Origin of the sequence: Idiomarina zobellii (genome assembly GCF_900100855.1) — a bacterium.
GTDB classification, from domain to species: Bacteria; Pseudomonadota; Gammaproteobacteria; order Enterobacterales; family Alteromonadaceae; genus Idiomarina; species Idiomarina zobellii.
Genome location: NZ_FNCB01000008.1, coordinates 60,606 through 80,252, shown reverse-complemented (window position 1 = coordinate 80,252; position 19,647 = coordinate 60,606). Strand labels below are relative to the sequence as shown.

18 protein-coding genes are annotated in these 19,647 nt (G+C 49.6%); 9 read left to right on the top strand and 9 right to left on the bottom strand.

Annotated features, from left to right (window positions below; translation table 11 throughout):
- Positions 1–25: 25 nt before the first annotated feature.
- Both ppa and BLT32_RS08430 read right to left on the bottom strand, forming a co-directional pair.
- Complete coding sequence (gene ppa / locus BLT32_RS08435; RefSeq protein WP_053953863.1) at positions 26–556, bottom strand: inorganic diphosphatase; 531 nt, start codon at positions 554–556, stop codon at positions 26–28.
- Positions 557–639: 83 nt separating this feature from the next.
- Complete coding sequence (locus BLT32_RS08430) at positions 640–1,623, bottom strand: class 1 fructose-bisphosphatase (RefSeq protein WP_053953864.1); 984 nt, start codon at positions 1,621–1,623, stop codon at positions 640–642.
- A 150-nt stretch (positions 1,624–1,773) separates the two neighbouring features.
- Here BLT32_RS08430 and mpl point away from each other — a divergent pair, with 150 nt between their 5' ends.
- Genes mpl through panP form a run of 6 tightly spaced genes read left to right on the top strand, consistent with a single transcriptional unit; the run spans position 1,774 to position 7,775 of the window.
- Entirely contained in the window at positions 1,774–3,120 is a 1,347-nt protein-coding gene (gene mpl, locus BLT32_RS08425) for a UDP-N-acetylmuramate:L-alanyl-gamma-D-glutamyl-meso-diaminopimelate ligase (RefSeq protein ID WP_053953865.1), read from the top strand.
- Positions 3,120–3,740 (top strand): flavin prenyltransferase UbiX, encoded by a 621-nt coding sequence (locus BLT32_RS08420; RefSeq protein WP_053953866.1) that lies wholly within the window; start codon positions 3,120–3,122, stop codon positions 3,738–3,740. The genes mpl and BLT32_RS08420 overlap by 1 nt, the downstream gene beginning before the upstream one ends.
- A gap of 8 nt (positions 3,741–3,748) precedes the next feature.
- The gene (locus tag BLT32_RS08415) at positions 3,749–4,678 is read left to right on the top strand and encodes an ABC transporter ATP-binding protein (RefSeq protein WP_053953867.1); all 930 of its coding nucleotides are present in this window, start codon (positions 3,749–3,751) and stop codon (positions 4,676–4,678) included.
- Positions 4,675–5,451 carry an ABC transporter permease gene (locus BLT32_RS08410; protein WP_053953868.1) on the top strand — a complete coding sequence of 259 codons (777 nt, stop codon included), beginning with the start codon at positions 4,675–4,677 and terminating at the stop codon, positions 5,449–5,451. Before BLT32_RS08415 ends, BLT32_RS08410 begins: the two co-directional genes overlap by 4 nt.
- Positions 5,451–6,125, top strand: a complete 675-nt coding sequence (gene trmB / locus BLT32_RS08405) for a tRNA (guanine(46)-N(7))-methyltransferase TrmB (RefSeq protein ID WP_053953869.1) — start codon at positions 5,451–5,453, stop codon at positions 6,123–6,125. The genes BLT32_RS08410 and trmB overlap by 1 nt, the downstream gene beginning before the upstream one ends.
- Positions 6,126–7,775, top strand: coding sequence for a pyridoxal-dependent aspartate 1-decarboxylase PanP (gene panP, locus BLT32_RS08400; RefSeq protein WP_053953870.1), 1,650 nt, complete (start codon positions 6,126–6,128; stop codon positions 7,773–7,775).
- Between the two features lie 13 nt (positions 7,776–7,788).
- On the opposite strand, the gene panC is transcribed toward panP, so the two are convergent.
- The 7 genes from panC to sfsA all read right to left on the bottom strand — a co-directional run bounded on the left by panC (position 7,789) and on the right by sfsA (position 13,565).
- On the bottom strand, positions 7,789–8,634 hold the full coding sequence (panC, locus tag BLT32_RS08395) for a pantoate--beta-alanine ligase (protein WP_053953871.1): 846 nt from the start codon (positions 8,632–8,634) through the stop codon (positions 7,789–7,791).
- Complete coding sequence (panB, locus tag BLT32_RS08390; protein WP_053953872.1) at positions 8,631–9,425, bottom strand: 3-methyl-2-oxobutanoate hydroxymethyltransferase; 795 nt, start codon at positions 9,423–9,425, stop codon at positions 8,631–8,633. The genes panC and panB overlap by 4 nt, the downstream gene beginning before the upstream one ends.
- A 19-nt stretch (positions 9,426–9,444) precedes the next feature.
- Positions 9,445–9,951, bottom strand: coding sequence for a 2-amino-4-hydroxy-6-hydroxymethyldihydropteridine diphosphokinase (gene folK, locus BLT32_RS08385; RefSeq protein WP_053953873.1), 507 nt, complete (start codon positions 9,949–9,951; stop codon positions 9,445–9,447).
- Complete coding sequence (gene pcnB, locus BLT32_RS08380) at positions 9,938–11,260, bottom strand: polynucleotide adenylyltransferase PcnB (protein WP_143020954.1); 1,323 nt, start codon at positions 11,258–11,260, stop codon at positions 9,938–9,940. Before pcnB ends, folK begins: the two co-directional genes overlap by 14 nt.
- Before the next feature lie 148 nt (positions 11,261–11,408).
- Positions 11,409–12,260 (bottom strand): tRNA glutamyl-Q(34) synthetase GluQRS, encoded by an 852-nt coding sequence (gluQRS, locus tag BLT32_RS08375; protein WP_053953874.1) that lies wholly within the window; start codon positions 12,258–12,260, stop codon positions 11,409–11,411.
- 6 nt (positions 12,261–12,266) lie between these two features.
- Entirely contained in the window at positions 12,267–12,719 is a 453-nt protein-coding gene (gene dksA / locus BLT32_RS08370) for an RNA polymerase-binding protein DksA (RefSeq protein WP_053953875.1), read from the bottom strand.
- 141 nt (positions 12,720–12,860) lie between these two features.
- Positions 12,861–13,565: a DNA/RNA nuclease SfsA gene (gene sfsA, locus BLT32_RS08365; RefSeq protein WP_053953876.1), complete on the bottom strand. Its 705-nt coding sequence runs from the start codon at positions 13,563–13,565 to the stop codon at positions 12,861–12,863.
- A gap of 55 nt (positions 13,566–13,620) precedes the next feature.
- On the opposite strand from sfsA, the gene pepB reads away from it, so the two are divergent.
- Genes pepB through mrcB form a run of 3 tightly spaced genes read left to right on the top strand, consistent with a single transcriptional unit; the run spans position 13,621 to position 19,640 of the window.
- Positions 13,621–14,919, top strand: coding sequence for an aminopeptidase PepB (gene pepB / locus BLT32_RS08360; protein ID WP_053953877.1), 1,299 nt, complete (start codon positions 13,621–13,623; stop codon positions 14,917–14,919).
- 6 nt (positions 14,920–14,925) lie between these two features.
- Complete coding sequence (hrpB, locus tag BLT32_RS08355) at positions 14,926–17,382, top strand: ATP-dependent helicase HrpB (RefSeq protein ID WP_053953878.1); 2,457 nt, start codon at positions 14,926–14,928, stop codon at positions 17,380–17,382.
- A complete protein-coding gene (gene mrcB / locus BLT32_RS08350; RefSeq protein ID WP_053953879.1) occupies positions 17,379–19,640 on the top strand; it encodes a penicillin-binding protein 1B in 2,262 nt (753 codons plus the stop codon). The genes hrpB and mrcB overlap by 4 nt, the downstream gene beginning before the upstream one ends.
- Positions 19,641–19,647 lie beyond the last annotated feature (7 nt).

The following is a 19,647-nucleotide window of genomic DNA, read 5'->3' as shown; positions in this document are numbered from 1 at the left end:
GATACTGCCTTTTAACGTTAAGAATTTACGACTTCTGAGCGCGCTCAAATGACGTTTTAATTTCTTCTTTAGCTGACGCTGCGTTTTCCCAGCCGTCAACTTTAACCCACTTACCTTTTTCAAGTTCTTTATAGCGCTCGAAGAAGTGAGTGATTTGAGCTTTTAATAGCTCTGGCAAGTCGTCCACGTCATTAATGTGGTCGTACTCTTTGGTCAGCTTACTGACAGGAACCGCAATAACTTTTGCGTCTTCACCAGACTCGTCAGTCATTTTTAATACACCGACAGGACGGCATTTGATCACACAGCCGGCTTGCAGTGGGTATGGTGTTGGTACTAAAACGTCAACCGGGTCGCCGTCGAGTGACAAGGTTTCATTAACGAAACCGTAGTTTGCAGGGTAGAACATTGGCGTTGCCATGAAACGGTCAACCACTAATGCACCTGTGTCTTTGTCGACTTCGTACTTAATTGGGTCAGCGTTTGCCGGAATTTCGATGATAACGTTGACTTCTTCTGGCAGGTTTTTACCTGCAGGTACGTTTCCTAAGCTCATAATACTTCCTGTTCTCAATGTAAAAGTTATACAGATTGCGCGATTATAGCGGTTCGGCTTTATCGTGCAATATCGCTAAAGGTCTAATACGGTTTCGGGTACTGCTTATGATACTCCATGCAAACGTCAACTTCGTTTGCAGAGCCAAGTACAACGGCAACCCGTTGGTGAATATGGTCAGGGACAATGTCCAGAATGCGTCGGTAACCGTCAGATGCCTTGCCGCCCGCCTTTTCAACCAGCATAGCCATAGGCGCGGCTTCGTACATTAGGCGTAACTTAAAGGGCTTTTCTGGTTTCCGGGCGTCCCACGGGTAAGTAAACAATCCGCCACGAGAAATCACTCGGTGTACATCAGACACCATAGCGGCATTCCAGCGCATGTTAAAGTTCTTGCCTCGAGGCCCTTCTTTACCTTCCAGTAAGTCATTGATATAGGCTTTAATTGGCTCTGCCCAGTGGCGACGGTTCGACATGTTAATGGCGAACTCTTTTGTATCTTTAGGAATTTCCGCCTTTTCGTGAGTGAGCAAAAACTCGCCCACGGTTTGGTCTAACGTATAAACCCGAACGGCTTTGCCGGTGGTTAACACCATCATGGTTGCCGGGCCATATAATACATAACCTGCGGCAACTTGTGCCTTGCCCGGTTGCAGGAACATAGATTCGCTGGTCTCTTCACCTTCAGGCTTTCTTAGTATCGAAAAGATAGTGCCTACGCCACCGTTAATATCGATATTTGAACTGCCATCGAGTGGGTCAAAAGCGACCAGGTAATGGCCGGAATTAGGGCTGTCGACAACGGAGTCTTCCTCTTCGGAAGCGACGGCGTGTACATTAGGCGACTCCAGCAACAGGGTTTTTAATAGCTGGTTGGCAACAACATCGAGCTTTTTCTGAGTTTCGCCCTGAATGTTTTCATCCAGCGTAGAGCCCAGCACACCGGCTAGTGCGCCCTGGTGAAGTCGGAACGAAATTTCCTTGGCTGCAATTTGAATGGTGTTAATAACGGATATGAGCGACTCGCTGGTTTGGTCGGCTCTCAGTGTAGGCAATAAGCGTTTCATAACAGTTCCTGCAGCTTAAAATGTTGGTGCGTTAAATGACATGTTTTCGAGGGCGCAAATGATACCTTATTTTTTAGTAAAAATCCTGCTTGGCGTTTTTGACGTGGTACACTTTCGCTTCAGTAACAAATAGATGAATTGGATTGACGCATGCATATTCATATCGTCGGTATTTGCGGTACCTTTATGGGCGGTGTCGCCGCTATTGCCCAGCAGCTTGGACATAAAGTAACAGGCTCTGATGCCAGCGTGTATCCGCCAATGAGCACTCAGCTGGAAAGTTTGGGCATAGAGTTAATGGAAGGTTATGCCGAAGCGAATTTAGAACCTAAGCCCGACTTGGTTATTATCGGCAATGCATTGAGCCGGGGGAATCCAGAGGTTGAAACGGTACTGCGTGAGCGGCTCCCTTATGTGTCTGGTGCGCAATGGCTGCATGACAATATACTGACCCAACGCTGGGTTCTGGCGGTTGCAGGAACCCACGGTAAAACCACAACGGCCAGTATGCTGGCGTGGATTCTGGAAGATAACGGGTATAACCCAGGTTTCATGATTGGTGGTGTGCCGGGAAACTTCTCCGTCAGTGCAAGGTTAACCGAGTCGAACTTTTTTGTGATTGAAGCCGATGAATATGATACGGCATTTTTCGATAAGCGCTCGAAGTTTGTACACTACGCCCCCGACACACTGGTGCTGAATAATCTCGAATTTGATCATGCCGATATCTTTGATGATCTTGCCGCCATTAAACGACAGTTTTCGCACTTGCTGCGTGTTGTGCCAGACTCCGGTCAGGTTATTTATCCAACTGAAGACAAAGCGTTAAACGAAGTTGTTGACGGTGGCTGCTGGAGCGACAAAGTCCAGCTGGGTAAAGACTGGTCTGCAAAGCGCAACAACGAGGATGGCACGTCCTTCGAGGTGATGCATGAGGGCGACACGGTCGCAAGCATTGAATGGTCGTTATTAGGTGAGCACAACGTTAATAACGCCATGATGGCTATTATTGCAGCTCGTCATGTTGGTGTCCCTGCAGAGCAAAGTGCTGACTCCTTAAGCCGCTTTCAAAGCCCTAAACGACGCATGGAACTGATTGGCGAACACAACCGTATAAGAGTTTATGATGACTTTGCCCATCACCCCAGCGCAATTAAAACAACGCTGAGAGGCTTGCGCTCTCACCTGCCGGGTTCGCGCATTGTTGCGGTACTGGAACCACGCTCAAACACCATGAAAATGGGTGTTCATGCTGACGCGATGGAAGAAGCGTTGAGAGCTGCTGATGAGGTCTTTGTACTGCAACCTGACGGATTAAAGTGGGAGCTGGCGCGGGTGTTACCGAATGCACACGTTTTCACTAGCACTGGGCAATTGCTCGAGGGTTTGCTACATGAAGCGCAGCCGGAAGACTCTGTCGTTATAATGAGTAATGGTAGCTTTGATGGTTTACACCAGCGCTTTCTCACTGCGTTGCAACACAGCCAGGAGGCATAATGAAACAGGATAATAGGGTCACGGTCGCTATTACCGGCGCATCGGGTGCACCTTATGCACTGCGTTTGATACAATGCTTGCTTGATCAGGATCAACAGGTGTTTTTGTTGATATCCAGCGCAGCCAGAGTGGTTCTGGCAACCGAGCATGGTATGCAGTTGCCGGCCGCCCCTGACAAAGCGGCTGAACAATTACGTAAATACTTTTCAGCCAGCGACGATAAGCTTCAGGTTTTTGGTAAAGAAGAATGGTTTTCGCCGGTGGCGTCCGGCTCGTCTGCGCCCGGGAAAATGGTGGTTTGTCCCTGTTCAACCAGCACCTTATCGGCAATAGCTTGTGGTAGTAGCAATACGCTTATAGAGCGGGCCGCCGATGTCGTTATGAAAGAGCGTGGGCAGCTTATTTTGGTTCCTCGCGAATCGCCATTGTCGACCATACATTTGCAAAACATGCTACAGCTAAGTCAGCAGGGCGTTACCATAATGCCGGCAGCACCTGGCTTTTATCATAAGCCTGAGAGCATTGACGATTTAATTGATTTTATGGTCGCCCGAGTGCTTGATCATTTAGGGTTAGAGCAGAAGCTGGTTGCGCGTTGGGGCTACTCAAAGGAGTCATAGTACAGAGTATGAAAGCGCTAGAAATTAAAGGGTTAAGAAAAGTATACCGAGGTGGTTTTGAAGCCTTAAAGGGTATCGACCTGTCGGTAGAAGAAGGCGATTTTTATGCATTGCTTGGGCCTAATGGCGCGGGTAAGTCGACCACTATCGGTATTATTTCGTCGTTGGTGAATAAGACCGCGGGCACCGTGAGTGTGTTTGGGTATGACCTGGATACGCAGTTAGCGGATTTAAAACGCCAAATTGGTTTAGTGCCGCAAGAATTCAATTTCAACCAGTTCGAAACGGTTCAGCAAATAGTGGTGAACCAGGCTGGCTACTATGGTGTGCCCAGACAACTTGCCAAAGAGCGCTCAGAGAAGTATCTGAAACAGTTAGGCTTATGGGACAAGCGAAATGAACCTGCGCGTTCTTTGTCAGGCGGTATGAAGCGCCGCTTAATGATTGCCCGGGCGTTACTGCACGAGCCGAAGCTATTGATTTTGGATGAGCCTACTGCCGGTGTCGACATAGAGCTGCGCCGCTCAATGTGGGACTACCTGACCAAAATAAACGAGCAGGGCATTACCATTATTTTGACAACGCATTATCTCGAAGAAGCGGAAATGCTGTGCCGCAATATTGGCATTATTGATGCGGGCCAAATCGTGGAAGACACCTCAATCAAGCGTTTATTGGCGACGCTCAGTCGGGAAACCTTTATTCTCGATATTGAGCCTGGTCACAATGGTGCGACCATTGACGGCTTTAATCATCGTTGGACAGACGACCACACGATTGAAGTCGAAGTCGATAAGGATGCCGGCCTCAACCGTGTGTTTGAGCAACTTAGCGAACAACAGGTAAAAGTATTATCCATGCGAAACAAAGCAAACCGACTTGAAGAGCTTTTTGTCTCAATGGTTGAGCAGGGTCGTCAGAAGGAGGCTGCGCAATGAGTCATTCAGCATCAAACTTTATCGCACTGAAGACCATTTGGATAAAAGAGTGCACCCGCTTTTTAAGAATTTGGGTGCAAACGCTGGTGCCGCCTGCAATTACAATGACGTTGTACTTTGTGATTTTCGGTAGCATTGTCGGTGAACGCATTGGTGAAATGAGTGGTGTTGGCTACATGGAGTTTATTGTACCGGGCCTTATTATGATGTCGGTCATTACCAACTCCTATTCAAACGTCGCTTCTTCGTTTTTCAGTGCGAAATTTCAACGCAATATTGAAGAGATGCTGGTGTCGCCGGTGCCCACCTCAGTTATTATTGCGGGCTATATCGGTGGAGGCATGGCTCGGGCGATGATAGTGGCTGTTATTGTCACTTGCGTATCGTTCCTGTTCGCCGATATTCAAATTGCCCATGTCGGATATGTTGTGTTGACGGTGGTATTAACCTCGACCTTATTCTGCTTAGGCGGCCTGATTAACGCTGTTTATGGTAAAACTTTTGATGATATATCCATAGTGCCAACCTTTGTACTGACGCCGTTAACCTATTTAGGTGGGGTGTTCTACTCGGTGAGCTTACTGCCGGAGTTTTGGCAAAAAGTGTCAATGGCGAACCCAGTGCTTTATATGGTGAACGGTTTCCGCTACGGCTTTTTAGGCCAGTCGGATGTTGGTATTGGTGTCGCTATTGCGGTACTTGTCGGGTTTAATGTGCTGTTTTTTGGCGTGGCGTATTACATCCTTGAGAAAGGCATAGGAATTCGCTCGTAATGAATGAAGCAAGGCCAGTAAGCAGTAACCAACATGGGCCACATGAAGACACTGTCGCCGTGGTTGAGCGCCACCTAAACACTGTTTTCAAGAAGCCATTTCAGGAGCATAACCTGAGAGCGTTTGAGGAAATTAATGCTCAGGTTGAAGACTGGAAGGGGCCGGTTATTTTGGATTCCTGCTGTGGAGTTGGTGAAAGTACAGCAAAACTGGCGGCTCAACACCCGGACGCTATGGTTATTGGCGTTGATAAGTCAGCGCACCGACTGGCACGTCATAGTCATTATCAGAATAATGAAAAAGGTCAGCGCTACTGGGTGGTTAGGGCTGATCTTATCGACTTTTGGCGGCTGGCAAATCAGGCGGGCTGGGAGCTTGAGAAGCATTGTATTTTGTACCCAAACCCATGGCCAAAAGCGGCTCATTTGTCGCGCCGCTGGCATGGCAGTCCGGTGTGGAAAAACGTCGTTGAGCTTGGGGGGCAGTTGCATATGCGTTCAAACTGGAGCCTTTACTTGCTGGAAGTGACACAAGCACTTATGGTGAGTGGCTATCAGGCTCAAGTGTCACTTGTTAAAAGTAACGGCGAAGTTATGACACCTTTTGAGCGAAAATATAAAACCAGTGGCCAGCCGTTGTGGCAACTCGATGCAGATTTATCGAAGGAGACCTAATTGAGCTCTAAACCAGACGTGGCTGAGGTCAGTGAAGAGTCGCTTTACCGCATTTTCACGATTCCTGAAGCGCCCGATTCAACACTGAGTAAAATTGAAAAGCATTTGTCTGAGAACCTTATGGGGTTTCTTGGCGATCATATCGTTGCGCGCGAGAAACCCTTGCAGGAAATTGAGCGGGACTTCGACCGCTCGCAAATTCCGGAAGAGCCGCAGTTCGTTTCTGACCATACTGGGTTTTTGCTCGATAAATTGGTGGCGCACTCAGTGCATACCGCTTCGCCACGTTTTATTGGCCACATGACATCGGCTTTGCCTTACTTCCTGTTGCCGTTGGCGAAGTTGATGGTTGGGCTGAATCAGAACCTGGTAAAAATAGAAACATCGAAGGCGTTCACACCGTTAGAACGTAACGTTATTGGCATGCTGCATCATTTGGTTTACCGAGAAGAAGCAGCATTCTATAACCGTTGGATGCACAGTGCACAGCATTCATTGGGCGCCTTTTGCTCAGGCGGCACTATCGCCAATATGACGGCTTTGTGGGTCGCCAGAAACCGGTTGCTACAGGCTGACGGTAACTTCGGTGGCATTGCGGCGGACGGTATTGCTGCAGGCTTACAACATTATGGTTATTCACGCCTGACGGTGGTGGTCTCTGAGCGAGGGCATTACTCGCTGAGTAAGGCCGCCGATGTTTTGGGTATTGGGCGCCGCAACTTAGTTTCAGTGCCAACGGACAGCAACAACCGCATTCGTATCGATAAGCTGCGTGAAACCTGCGAGTCAATAGCGGCGGAAGGCGGCAAAGTGCTGGCGCTGGTTGGTGTGGCCGGTACCACAGAAACAGGACACATAGATCCGTTGGACGAAATGGCCGATGTTGCAGAAGACATTGGCGCACACTTTCACATCGATGCCGCCTGGGGAGGCGCAACGCTGTTATCTGAGCAGCATCGTTCGCTATTGCATGGCGTTGAGCGTGCCGACAGTATTACTATTGACGCTCATAAACAAATGTATGTGCCTATGGGCGCGGGGCTGGTGTTGTTTAAAAACCCATCGCTGGTGAAGTCGATAGAACACCATGCCGAGTATATTATTCGACAAGGCTCTAAAGACTTAGGCTCGCATACAATGGAAGGCTCCCGGGCGGGCATGGCCATGATGGTCTTTTCCGCTATGCACGTGATAGGGCGCCGGGGTTATGAGCTGCTAATTAACAACAGTATTGATAAAGCGCGGTATTTCTCGAAGCTTATTAGCGAGCAGGATGACTTTGAGGTCATTACCGAGCCGGAGCTTTGTATACTGACCTATCGCTTTGTACCGGCAAGAGTTAAAAAGGCGCTTGAAAACGCTACGCCTGAGCAGCTGGCACGCTTAACCCCACACTTAAATGCGTTAACGCGTTACATTCAAAAGCGTCAGCGTGAAACCGGACGATCATTTGTGTCGCGAACCAAATTGACGCCTGGGCAATACCACCATGAGCCTACGGTTGTATTCCGGGTTGTGCTGGCGAACCCGCTAACAACGCACGACATGCTCGAGGAAGTACTGGAAGAGCAGCGCGAAATAGCTTCCAAAGCCACCAGTCTGCGAGGTGCTTTGCATACCGAGATGCGTGAACTCGGTATGCTGAATTAAAGCGAAAAGTGAGTTAAGTGGCCGCTGGGTTATCAGCCTGAAGGTTGTCTATCAGGCGAGTTTTTCCGAGAAAAGCAGCGGCCAATATGACCCACTTTTCGTCAGTTTTAGAGGCTGGTTGTAAGTCGTTTGCGTTACGGATGCTAAAGTAGTCCACTTTAAAACCAGCTTTTCCCAGCTGTTGCACTGCCTGAGACTCTATCTGCTCAAAGTCTTCCCGGCGTTCAAGCCCCGCTTTCGCATCTTGAAGGCCTTTGTAGAGCGCTGTTGCCTGAGTTTTCTCTTCTGCTGTCAAATAACCGTTGCGTGAGCTTAAAGCCAAACCGCTGGCTTCTCGCTGTGTTGGCACGCCAATAACTTCTACCGGCAAGCTTAAGTCCTGAGTCATCAGCCGAATGACTTGCAGTTGCTGATAGTCTTTTTCGCCAAAAACAGCGACTTGTGGCTGCACCATATTGAACAGTTTGCAGACGATAGTCGCCACACCTTCAAAGTGGCCTGGGCGGCTGGAGCCACATAAAATATTGCTAATGCCGGGCACGCTGACCTTCGTTTGTTGCTCCAGTCCGCGTGGATAAACATCACTGACTGTGGGAGTAAACACGGCACTAACGCCCAATTTCTCTAATGCTGCGCAGTCGGCATCTAAGGTTCTGGGGTAACTGTCGAGATCTTCGTTGGGACCAAACTGCATTGGGTTCACAAAAATACTCACCACCACATTGTCGCAATGTTGCAGCGCACTTTTTACCAGCTGTAAGTGGCCGTCATGTAAGTTACCCATAGTTGGAACGAGTGCGACCTCCTGCTGTGCACTACGCCACTCACGAAGCTCCTGTAAGCTTTTTAGTATCTTCATTTGTAGCAGTGCTCCGGAGCCGGAAATTCGCCTGATCGCACTTGCTCGGTGTATAAGCGAAACGCGTCGGCGAGAGAGCCCCCCTGAGCCAGAAAGTCTTTGGCAAATTTTGGCAAATAGTCACTGTTCATGCCCAGCATGTCGTGCATCACCAATATCTGTCCGTCGGTGTCAGGGCCAGCACCGATACCAATAGTCGGAATAGTTAAGGCGTCGGTAATGCGCTTGCCTAAGCTGGATGGAATACACTCCAGCACCAAAAGTTGAGCGCCTGCGGCTTCGAGTGCTTTTGCCTGACGCAGGGTGTTTTCTGCCTGTTGCTCTTCTTTACCCTGTACTTTGTAGCCGCCCAGCACATTGACTGACTGCGGCAGTAAACCAAGGTGTGCACAGACCGGAATTCCGCGAGTATGCAACCCATTAATGGTTTCTTCCAGCCATTCCCCGCCTTCCAGCTTCACCATATTGGCACCGGCTTGCATCAGTGTCGCTGCATTGTCATAGGTTTGCTCTGGTGTCGAGTAGGTCATGAATGACATATCGCTAATAACGAAGGCTTCAGGGGCGCCGCGGCGCACACATTTTGTGTGGTAGGCCATGTCATCGAGTGTGACCGGAACGGTCGAATTGCGGCCCTGAACAACATTACCTAATGAGTCGCCGACAAGCATAAAGTCGACACCTTGTTCGGTCATTAATTTTGCGAAGCTGGAGTCGTAGGCGGTAAGCGAGCTAATTTTAACGCCTTCACGCTTCATTTTTTGCAGTGTAGCAATGCTGGTTGTAGCCATTATGCGACCTTTAGCAAAGTTATAAAGAAATAGATGACTGGTAGACTAGCACGTCAAGACCGCTTTCGGTAAGTGTCTTGGCTTGCTCAGTCACTGTTTTGCCGTTGGGTAAGACAAGTGCTGGCGTTATTTCAGCCAACGGATACAGGACAAAGCTACGCTCATAAATACCCGGGTGTGGAACCGTCAAGTCTGGCTTTTGGTGCGTCTCGTTATCGAATAATAATAAATCGAGATCTAACGTGCGCTCACCCCAATGACGAATGCGTTTGCGACCAAACTCGTCTTCAATATCATGCAGTGACTGCAGCAAGTCGTAAGCAGACAATTCCGTCTCCAACTGGCACACGGCATTAACATAGTCAGGCTGATCTTGCGGTCCCATGGGCTTGCTGCCGTAAAGCGACGAATAGCTGACGAGTTGCCAGCTATTGGACCGATTTAATCGTGACAGCGCACTGAGTAAGTGATTGAGCGGGTCGTTTAAATTACTCCCCAGTGCGACATAGGCATTATGCTGAGCCATTATCTGAGTTGCTTTGTGGCTTCTTCTTACGTGGTCCGCGACGACGGCGTCTCGGCTTGCGAGTGGGAGCGCCGGACTTACCGGTTTTTAGCTTAGTCGGGTTGTTCTGAGCTTCTGTCCAGAACTGAGCCAGTTCAGCCAGCTTTTTGTCTTCGGGCTCGGCGTGTGAGCGCAGCAACATAAAGTCATAAGCGGCGCGGAAGCGTTTGTGCTCAAGCGCTTTCATTGCTCTGCCACCTTTAGTGACTTGCAAACGTCGTTGCAGCTGCCAAATTTCACGAGCTGGTAAACTAAAGCGTTTAGGGATAGAAACACGCTGAGACTGCCTGTGTACGACATCGGCAGCGGCTATGTTAATCGCATCCATAGGCGGCAGACCACCTTCGTTTTCCAGTTGCTCTTTGCGGGCCAGTAATGGCCACCACAACAACACAGCAACAAGGTAGGCCGGGGTAACCCGTTTGTCTTCAGCAATGCGCTTGTCGGTATCTTTAAATGCTTTTAACAGCATTTGGTATGCGGGTGACTGAGCGTCACTGAGATGCCCTTTAAGCATTGGGAATAGCTGCTGAAACAGCCCCAGCTCCATCATCATGGAAAAGTTGGCAGTGGCTTTACCCGACATGAACATTTTCAGAAATTCGTCAAACAGACGCGCTGGCGGAATGTTTGCAAGCAATGACGCTAGTTCAGGAATAGGGTCACGTACCGCGGTATCTAGTTGCATGTTGAGCTTGGTCGCAAAACGTACCGCACGCAGCATTCTGACCGGGTCTTCGCGGTAGCGTGTTTCAGCATCACCAATTAAGCGTAAAACACCTTTGTTAATATCTTCTACGCCATTCGCAAAGTCATAAATGGCAAAGTCCGCAATGTTGTAATACAGCGCGTTAGCCGTGAAGTCGCGGCGCTCTGCGTCTTCTTCTATGGTGCCATAGACATTGTCGCGTACTAATTGACCATGCTCATCACTGTGTGCGTGCTGGTTTTTCTTACTGCTTTTTGAGTCGGCGTCATCGGCGTGATGCCCGCGAAACGTAGCGACCTCAATAATCTCTTTGCCAAACACAACATGCGCCAGACGAAACCGACGACCAATAAGGCGGCAGTTTCGAAATAGCGATTTCACCTGTTCAGGCGTCGCATTGGTGGTCACGTCGAAGTCTTTCGGTTGAATACCTAATAAAATGTCACGTACGCAACCGCCTACTAAATAGGCGTCGAAGCCGCTGTTATGCAAGCGGTAAAGGACTTTAAGTGCGTTTTTGCTAATGTCGTTCCGGGATACGGGGTGTTTATCTCTTGGGATAACTTTCAACGCCGGTAAACGACTGTTGCTGGTAGTATCCTTGCTGGAGAAAGCGCGTTTTGCTAACTCTTTTATTCGCTTAATAATGGTGGTTTCTCCCTTACCATTGTTATTGTTGTTTCTTCTCAATTGGTCGCATATTGTACCGTCAAGCAGGCGTAATGTGCCACTTTTTGCGCCATTTTTGCACCGCAAAGGCCAATATCTCATCGATTTGTCGCGTTTCACTGAGTTCATGGGCATCAATACCCAGGTAATCGAGCGCTGTTAACAGATTGTCTGACGCGTGTTGGCTGTTTATTGCTGGCGCGTGATTTTGTTTGCTGAGCTTACGGCCGTCATTCGATGTCACTAATGGTAAGTGCATCATTCGAGGCTCGGTTTTAGCGATATGCTGCCACAAAGTGAGCTGCCAAAAGCTCGGAACAACCAGGTCGCTACCACGAACAATATCGGTAATACCTTGCTCAATATCATCAACTACCACCGCTAATTGGTATGCGTACAAGCCATCACGGCGCTTCACGACAAAGTCTTCTGCACAGGTGCTGGTATCACCCAGTTGTACGCCGAGTGCCCGGTCATTGAATTGATTGACGGGGTTGCTGTTAATATAGCGTAATGCATAAGGTGTCGGGCGTGGTTGACGAGTTCGGCAATAGCCATCATAAATACCACCGCGCTCACGAATGGCCTTACGTGAACAATCGCATTGATAGATGCAATCGGCGGAAGTTAGCGAGTTGATGTAATCCTGATACGACTCGTCACGGTCACTTTGAAAAATAACCTCACCGTGCCAGGTGAGTCCGTGGTCTTCGAGTTGGCGGAGGATAGTATCGGCAGCGCCCGGAACTGCGCGAGGTTTGTCGACATCTTCAATACGAACAAACCACTGGCCGTTATGCGCATGAGCATCAAGGTAGCTACCAACAGCAGCAACCAACGAGCCTAAATGTAGAGGCCCCGACGGGGTCGGGGCAAATCGGCCGTGGTACATGAGCCCTTAGGCTCCTGTCATTTGTTTCTCTTTCATTTCTGCCAGGGTTTTGCAGTCAACGCAGAGATCCGCTGTTGGACGCGCTTCTAAGCGGCGAATACCAATTTCTATGCCGCATGAATCACAAAAGCCGAAGTCATCGTCTTCAATTTTTTGCAGCGTTTTCTCAATTTTCTTAATCAACTTACGTTCACGGTCACGAGTGCGCAATTCAATGCTGAACTCTTCTTCTTGTGCCGCGCGGTCAACTGGGTCAGGGAAGTTCGCTGCTTCATCTTTCATATGATGCACGGTGCGATCAACTTCCTGGCGTAACTGACGACGCCATTCTTCCAGAATACGACGAAAATGCGCACGCTGCGCGTCATTCATGTACTCTTCGCCCTGCTTCTCCTGATAAGGCTCCAGGCCGGCTAGTGCCAGAATGCCATGGGTTTTCTTTTCCTTGCCTTGAGGCATTTTGGATCTCCTAATTCTCTAAAACTAGAGTGCTCTAAAAGCGTGCGTTTAAAAAAGGACGCTACATATACCAGAAAGGGGTCAGGTTGGCAACGCTATTTCAACAACTCTTTTGTTCAAAATTTAGCTCAATGCCGCGCGCTACAAGCGCACTGCAACTGGTCTCTCCAGTCGAATTTCTTTTTCATTAACAGTGCATTTCACTGCGTAAAATTCGACGCCATGTTCAGCCGCTTTAATACACAGTTCCGCGTATTTTGGATCGATATGTTTCGCCGGGCTGACAGATTCAATACCAGTGTGCATAACCATATAAAGCTGAACGGCTCGGTGTCCTTCATCGATAACATGCATAAGTTCATTCAAGTGCTTATGTGCTCGCTGGCTGACCGCGTCAGGAAAATAACCGCGTTTCCCATCTGCCAGGGTGACACTTTTCACCTCGACAAAGCACTCTTTGCCATTAGGGTCTATTCCCCACCAGTCGATACGGCTGTTCTCTTGCCCGTACTTTTTTTCAGCTCTCAGTTCGGACCAACCGCTAAGCTCCGGTATAAGTTCGCTATTTAGCAGCTCTCCGGCCAGGGTATTGGCACAGCCGGTATTCACCGCAATAAATTCGCCTTCCTTGGTTCGTGATAACTCCCAGGTATGTGAATACTTACGTTTTTTGTTGTCAGAAAGACTGCAATATGCGTCGAACCCAGGCTCAGCACAGCCCGTCATTGCGCCTGTGTTCGGGCAATGAACCGTTGTTATTTGTCCATCGCCAAAATCAATATCGGCCAGAAAGCGTTTATAGCGTTTTTCTAAAACTCCCCGGCGAAGGGGCTTGTTAAATTGCATCAGAGACCTCATAACTCTAAAGTAACTGAAAGCAAATTATCGAGAGAGGTTGAGAATGTCCAGCGCACTAGCGGTTTACTTAACGAATGAAGCACCAGCAGCTCATTGGAACCCGAAATCGAACGTCGTTTTTGACGGCGACGCAGCAAAAATAGTATTGGTAGACGACGAGTCTGAGAATTTGCGGCGTATTCAAAAAGCCGGGCGAACCCTCGACAACAACGGCTTAGTAAAGGTCGCAGTGTCTGGTGACGGTTGGGATATGGAACGTCAGTGGGCGCTGTATCAGGGCTTTACGTCAACGCTGTCGAAAAATGATGTGGTGTGGCACACAGGCGACGCAGAAGCGGCCAAGCATCTTGATGCTATGCGTGATGCCACCCGCTTTAGCCGTGAGCTCACCAACTTACCGGCAGAAGATATTTATCCGGAAAGCCTGGCTGAGCGCGTTATTGAACATTTTAAAGGGTTAGCGCCCGATGCGATAAGCGCAGAGTTTATTAAAGGTGAGGCTCTGAAAGACGCAGGCTGGATGGGAATTTATACCGTGGGTCGTGCCAGCCAGCATGCGCCTGGCATGTTGGTACTTGACTACAACCCAACTGGCGACGACAACGCGCCTGTTGATACAGCGCTTATCGGTAAAGGTATTACCTATGACAGCGGTGGCTACAGCATTAAGCCGAGCGAAGGCATGTTGTCAATGAAGTGCGACATGGGTGGCGCGGCAACAGTGACTGGTGCATTGTCGTTGGCTATTCGCCGTGGCCTGAACAAGCGCGTTAAATTGATTCTTTGCTGCGCTGAAAACATGATTGACGGACGCGCGTATAAGCTGGGCGATATTATTCGTTATAAGAACGGTTTGACCGTAGAAGTGGTTAATACTGACGCCGAAGGTCGTTTGGTACTTGCTGACGGCTTGCAGGCTGCCGGTGAGTTTGGTGCGAAAAACATTATTGATGCAGCTACGCTGACCGGTGCCGCTCAAATGGCCGTGGGTAACGAATACAATGCGTTGTTTAGTGTCGATGACAGCGCCGCGGCTCGAGCGTTGAAAAATGCCGACAAAGAGCACGAGTTGCTGTGGCGTTTGCCGCTGGCTTCATGGCATTCGGAAAACTGCCCATCGGCTTTTGCCGATACCGCAAACAGCCGCCCACAAAAAGGTGGTGGTGCCGGAGGGGCCAGTAATGCGGCCGGTTTCCTGCTGCGCTTTGCGCCTGAGCAAGGCAAAGGCTGGCTTCACTTTGACTTAGCCGGGGCGTATCAGAAGTCTGCGACAGCTATGTGGGCAACAGGGGCGACAGCGTTAGGTGTCAGAACCATTGCCGCGACTGTTCAAGGTGACTAATTTGGTATGAGCCTACCTGTTGAAAACGTGCTGCCGGAGTTAGCGCAATGCTTCCCGGCAGCACGTGTGGTTTTAGAGGCACCGCCGGGTGCCGGTAAATCGACCTACCTGCCTCTTTATTTACTGCACGAACAGCTGGGCACTCATGGCATCACTGTTATGCTGCAGCCGCGTCGGGTTGCTGCCGTCAATGTGGCCAGTTACCTGGCCAGGCAACTGGGAGAAGAGGTTGGTGAAACGGTAGGCTATGTTGTGCGCGGTGAGACGAAACGCACGAAGAACACCAAGCTTCTTGTCGTCACTGAAGGCGTATTAGTACGTTGGTTACAGGAAAACCCTGAGCTTAGTGATATCTCCACACTGATATTCGATGAATTTCATGAGCGCAATTTACACAGTGATTTAAGCCTGGCGTTAGTCATGGACGCGCTGCCATTACGTGACGACTTAAACCTGTTGGTCATGTCAGCGACACTGCCGGCCGAAGATATTTCTGAGTGGTTGTCCGGGTATTGTGAAGGGGTAACAACGCTTAGAAGCGAAGGGCGTAGCTTTCCAATAGACATTCAATACCGAGCACCCAAAACGCGAAGTGAGTGGTTACTGCATTTGCCCAGTGTCATTGTCGAGGCTTTAAAAAGTGCCGACAAAGGCGTATTGGTTTTTCTGCCCGGTATCTACGAAATTGAACGTGTGCAACAAGCACTGGGCTCTCTGGTGGCAACCGATGTCGATGTTTATACCCTGCACAGCCGGCTGTCACTTAAAGAGCAGCAGCACGCGTTAAAAGCCAGTGATGGTAAGCGAATTATTCTTGCGACTAATATCGCAGAGACGAGTCTAACCATAGAAGGCATAGATGTGGTTGTGGACAGCGGACGTGAACGTCGGGCTAACTTTTTGCCGGGTTACGGTATGAACCAGTTGACTACGCACTTTGTGTCTAAAGCATCCGCGACGCAGCGAGCTGGCCGCGCAGGGCGATTACAGCCAGGAACATGCTACCGCGTTTGGTCTAAAGCGGACGAGCACGGTCAGCCCGAGTACGCCGCTGCCGACATAGAAAGTCAGGACTTAACGTCACTGGTACTGGAAGTGATGAAGTGGGGCAGTTCAGTCGACGAACTGGCCTGGCTGACACCGCCCAACTCTGTGCATTGCCGGGTCGCAGAGCAGTTTCTGTCATTAACAGGGCTTTTGGTTGATGGTCAGTTGACGAAGAAAGCGAAGACTCTCGACCCGGGCACCGATGCGCGTCTTGCACTCATATGCGATGCGGCCCGCTCAGAAAGTCATGAACTGAAGGCTGCTTGCGCGCAGGCTCTGGCTACCCTGGAAGAGCCATCAGGGCACATTAAAACGATCAACATTCTGGACAGTGCAGAGCAGCATTATCAACAACGTCAGACATTGAGTCGCTGGCGCAGGCGTTGGCAGCATTGGTTAAAGCGTTTACAGGTGTCTGAGAGTACGCGAGCTAACAACAAAGGCTTAGAAAAAGCGCTGGTCGCAGGGTTTCCCGACAGGTTGGCAAAGTACAGCAAAGCGAAGAAAAGTTACCAGCTGGTCACCGGCGGGCGACTCGCATCCGTTGCCGAGTTATTAAACCAGCCTCAATGGACGGTTATATTTGACGCAACCTTTCAACAGAATGATAGCAACGGCAAAGTACGGAGTTATGCCGAGCTGCCTGACATTTTCGGTGCAATAGAGGCCGCTGGGTTATCAACTACTGACATTTATTCCGCTGACTGGGTTGGCACGCAGCAAACGCTGACTCGAATTAAGCGGCAGACCATAGGGGCATTGTTTCTGTCCGAGGAGAAACTCGACGGAGATGTGACCAATGAAGAGCGTTGCCAGGCATTTGCGGACTATCTGAATAAAAAAGGTCTTGAAATGCTTAACTGGTCGCGCAAGGCAAACCAACTGCTGGCACGTATGCGTTTGTTACAGTCAGTGACCGGTGAATTAAGTGAATACTCACTATCGCATGAGGGCTTACTTTCTCACTTGGAGGCCTGGGCTTACCCGTATTGGACTTCGGTGAAGTCGCTGGCGCAGTTACAGGCCTGGGACCCCAACGAGGCGTTGGTGTACTGGCTTAACTACGATGAAAAGCAACGGCTGGATAATGCGTGCCCGGAACACTGGGAAACACCCACACAACGTAAAATCTTTATAAATTATCTGGACGGAACCCCGCGAGTTGAGGTGAAATTGCAGGAAATGTTTGGCATAAAGGATTCACCGCGGATTATTGATGGGCAGCAAGTAGTATCGGTCGATTTACTCTCGCCGGCAGGCCGTCTGTTGCAGCGAACTAATGACTTAAAGAGTTTTTGGGATAACGCGTATCAGGACGTTCGCAAGGAAATGCGCGGGCGCTACCCGAAACACCCGTGGCCGGAAGATCCAATAAACGCTGAGGCGACCTATAAAACCAAAAGGCAAATGCAGTGATAAAACGTCAATGGTTAAGCTATTTATTCTGGACAAGCTTTAAGATTGGTTTAGCGGTTGCTGCCGTCATTGCTGTGTATGCGATATATCTCGATGCCACCCTGTCTAAGCACTTTAAAACAGAGCGTTATCAGGCGCCGGCACTTGTGTACGCCGGCGAGTTACGTGTCTACCCCGGTTACCCATTACAGCAGTCGACGCTGATAAAAACACTTGAACGTATTGGCTATAACCGCAGTAATAACACTGAGCAGTCCGGGTACTATTCGGTCGGCAATGACAGCGTCATGGTTCACCGTCGGCCGTTTGATTTCTCAGACGGTCCACAAATGTCTAAGCGGGTTCAGGTTCACTTTGTGAATGATCGAGTTGCATCTATTACCTCGTGGCCCAGTGGGAGAGAGTTGGATAGCTTTCGTTTGGAGCCTGAGCTGATCGGTCGAATTAGCACGCTAAGCAAAGAAGACCGGTTATTGGTAGGTTTGGAAGTGGTACCTAACCTACTCATTGAGACGCTACTTCAGGTGGAAGATCGCAACTTCTATCATCATAAGGGCGTTTCTCCCTGGGCTATTTTAAGAGCGTTAGTCGCGAACTTAAGAGCAGGCAGAACGGTTCAGGGGGGCTCAACGCTAACTCAGCAGTTGGTTAAAAACTTGTACCTCACCCGCGAACAAACCTTATGGCGAAAGTTTCACGAAGCCATGATGTCGCTGGTTATCGACTACCGTTTTGATAAAAATACTATTCTGGAAACCTATTTAAACGAAGTGTATTTCGGTCAGGACGGCCGCAATGCGATTCACGGCATAGGGCTTGCCAGCCAGTTTTACTTCGGTAAACAAGTTCAGGAGCTGTCAGTTGATGAGGTTGCGTTGCTCATTGGCATGATAAAAGGCCCTTCTTATTATGACCCCAGACGTTTTCCTGAACGCGCTCAAGAGCGCCGGGATACCGTGTTAAAGGTCATGTTTGACCAGGATCTTATCGCAAAATCGACCTATGTCGCCGCGGTACAGCGACAGTTGGACGTGAGGGAAAGTCGACGGTTAGTAGAGCATCCGTACCCTCACTATATGGATATTATTAAGCGCGAAATGAAAACCCTGGCGTTGCCGGAAGACTGGCAGGACACGGGCTTGAAGATATACACCCACATGGACGTGAATGCGCAGGAGGCTGTACAAAAATCGCTGGCGCGTAAGCTTACCGATGACGACAGTACTCTGGAAGGCGCTATGGTCGTGGCGAATTATCGACAAGGGACGATAACGGCGCTGGCTGGCGGAAGACTCAGTCAAACCGTCGGTTATAACCGGGCATTGATGGCACTGCGCCCGATAGGCTCACTAATAAAGCCGGTAATTTATGCAACCGCAATGCAAGAGTCCGGCATCGGCCTGCATACTCCGGTGGTTGACGAAGCAATAACTCTTGAAGACAAACGTGGTAAGACTTGGCAGCCTCAGAACTACGATACCGAATTTAAAGGGAGTTTGCTGCTGTACGACGCGCTTGTTCAGTCTCGCAATATTCCGGCAGTTAGGGTCGGTGTAGAGGTTGGTGTTGATACCGTCGTGGATTACATGAAGCGGCTGGGTGTGGTAACTCCGTTGGAAGAATACCCATCGTTAACTCTGGGCTCTGCGTCATTAACGCCGTTTGCAGTCACCAGAATGTACAGCGCCCTGATGAATGACGGCCGCTTCCAGTCGTTGTCAGCAATTTCGTCTATTACCACGCATCAGGGCGATGTTTTATATCGAACACCTGAAAAAAGTACCTCTCAGGTGTTTGACTCAAAGGTCGCGTACCTGACGAAGTTTGGCTTGCATGGTGTAGTAGCGGAAGGCACGGCGAGCGCCTTACAACGAGTGTTAGCCGGACAACAAGTTGGTGGTAAAACCGGTACCACCAATGACTATCGGGACAGCTGGTTTGTTGCCGTTGACGGAGAGCAAGTGGTGACAGCTTGGTTAGGAAGAGATGATAACCAACCGACGGGCCTGACAGGCAGTAGCGGTGCGTTACGAGTTGTCGCTGACTATTACGAACGTAAACCACCGCTAAGCGTGGCCCTGGAGGTTCCTGAGCCGTTGAAGATGCAACGTTTTCATGAACGGACAGGGCAGCGCATACCTAATGATTGTGGAAATGGCGAACTATTGCCAGCAGAAGAAATACGCTTGCCGGACAATATAACCTGTGCCGGTAATATCGAGGAAAAAAGTTGGTGGGACCGCCTGTTTGGAGGCTAGCCCCACC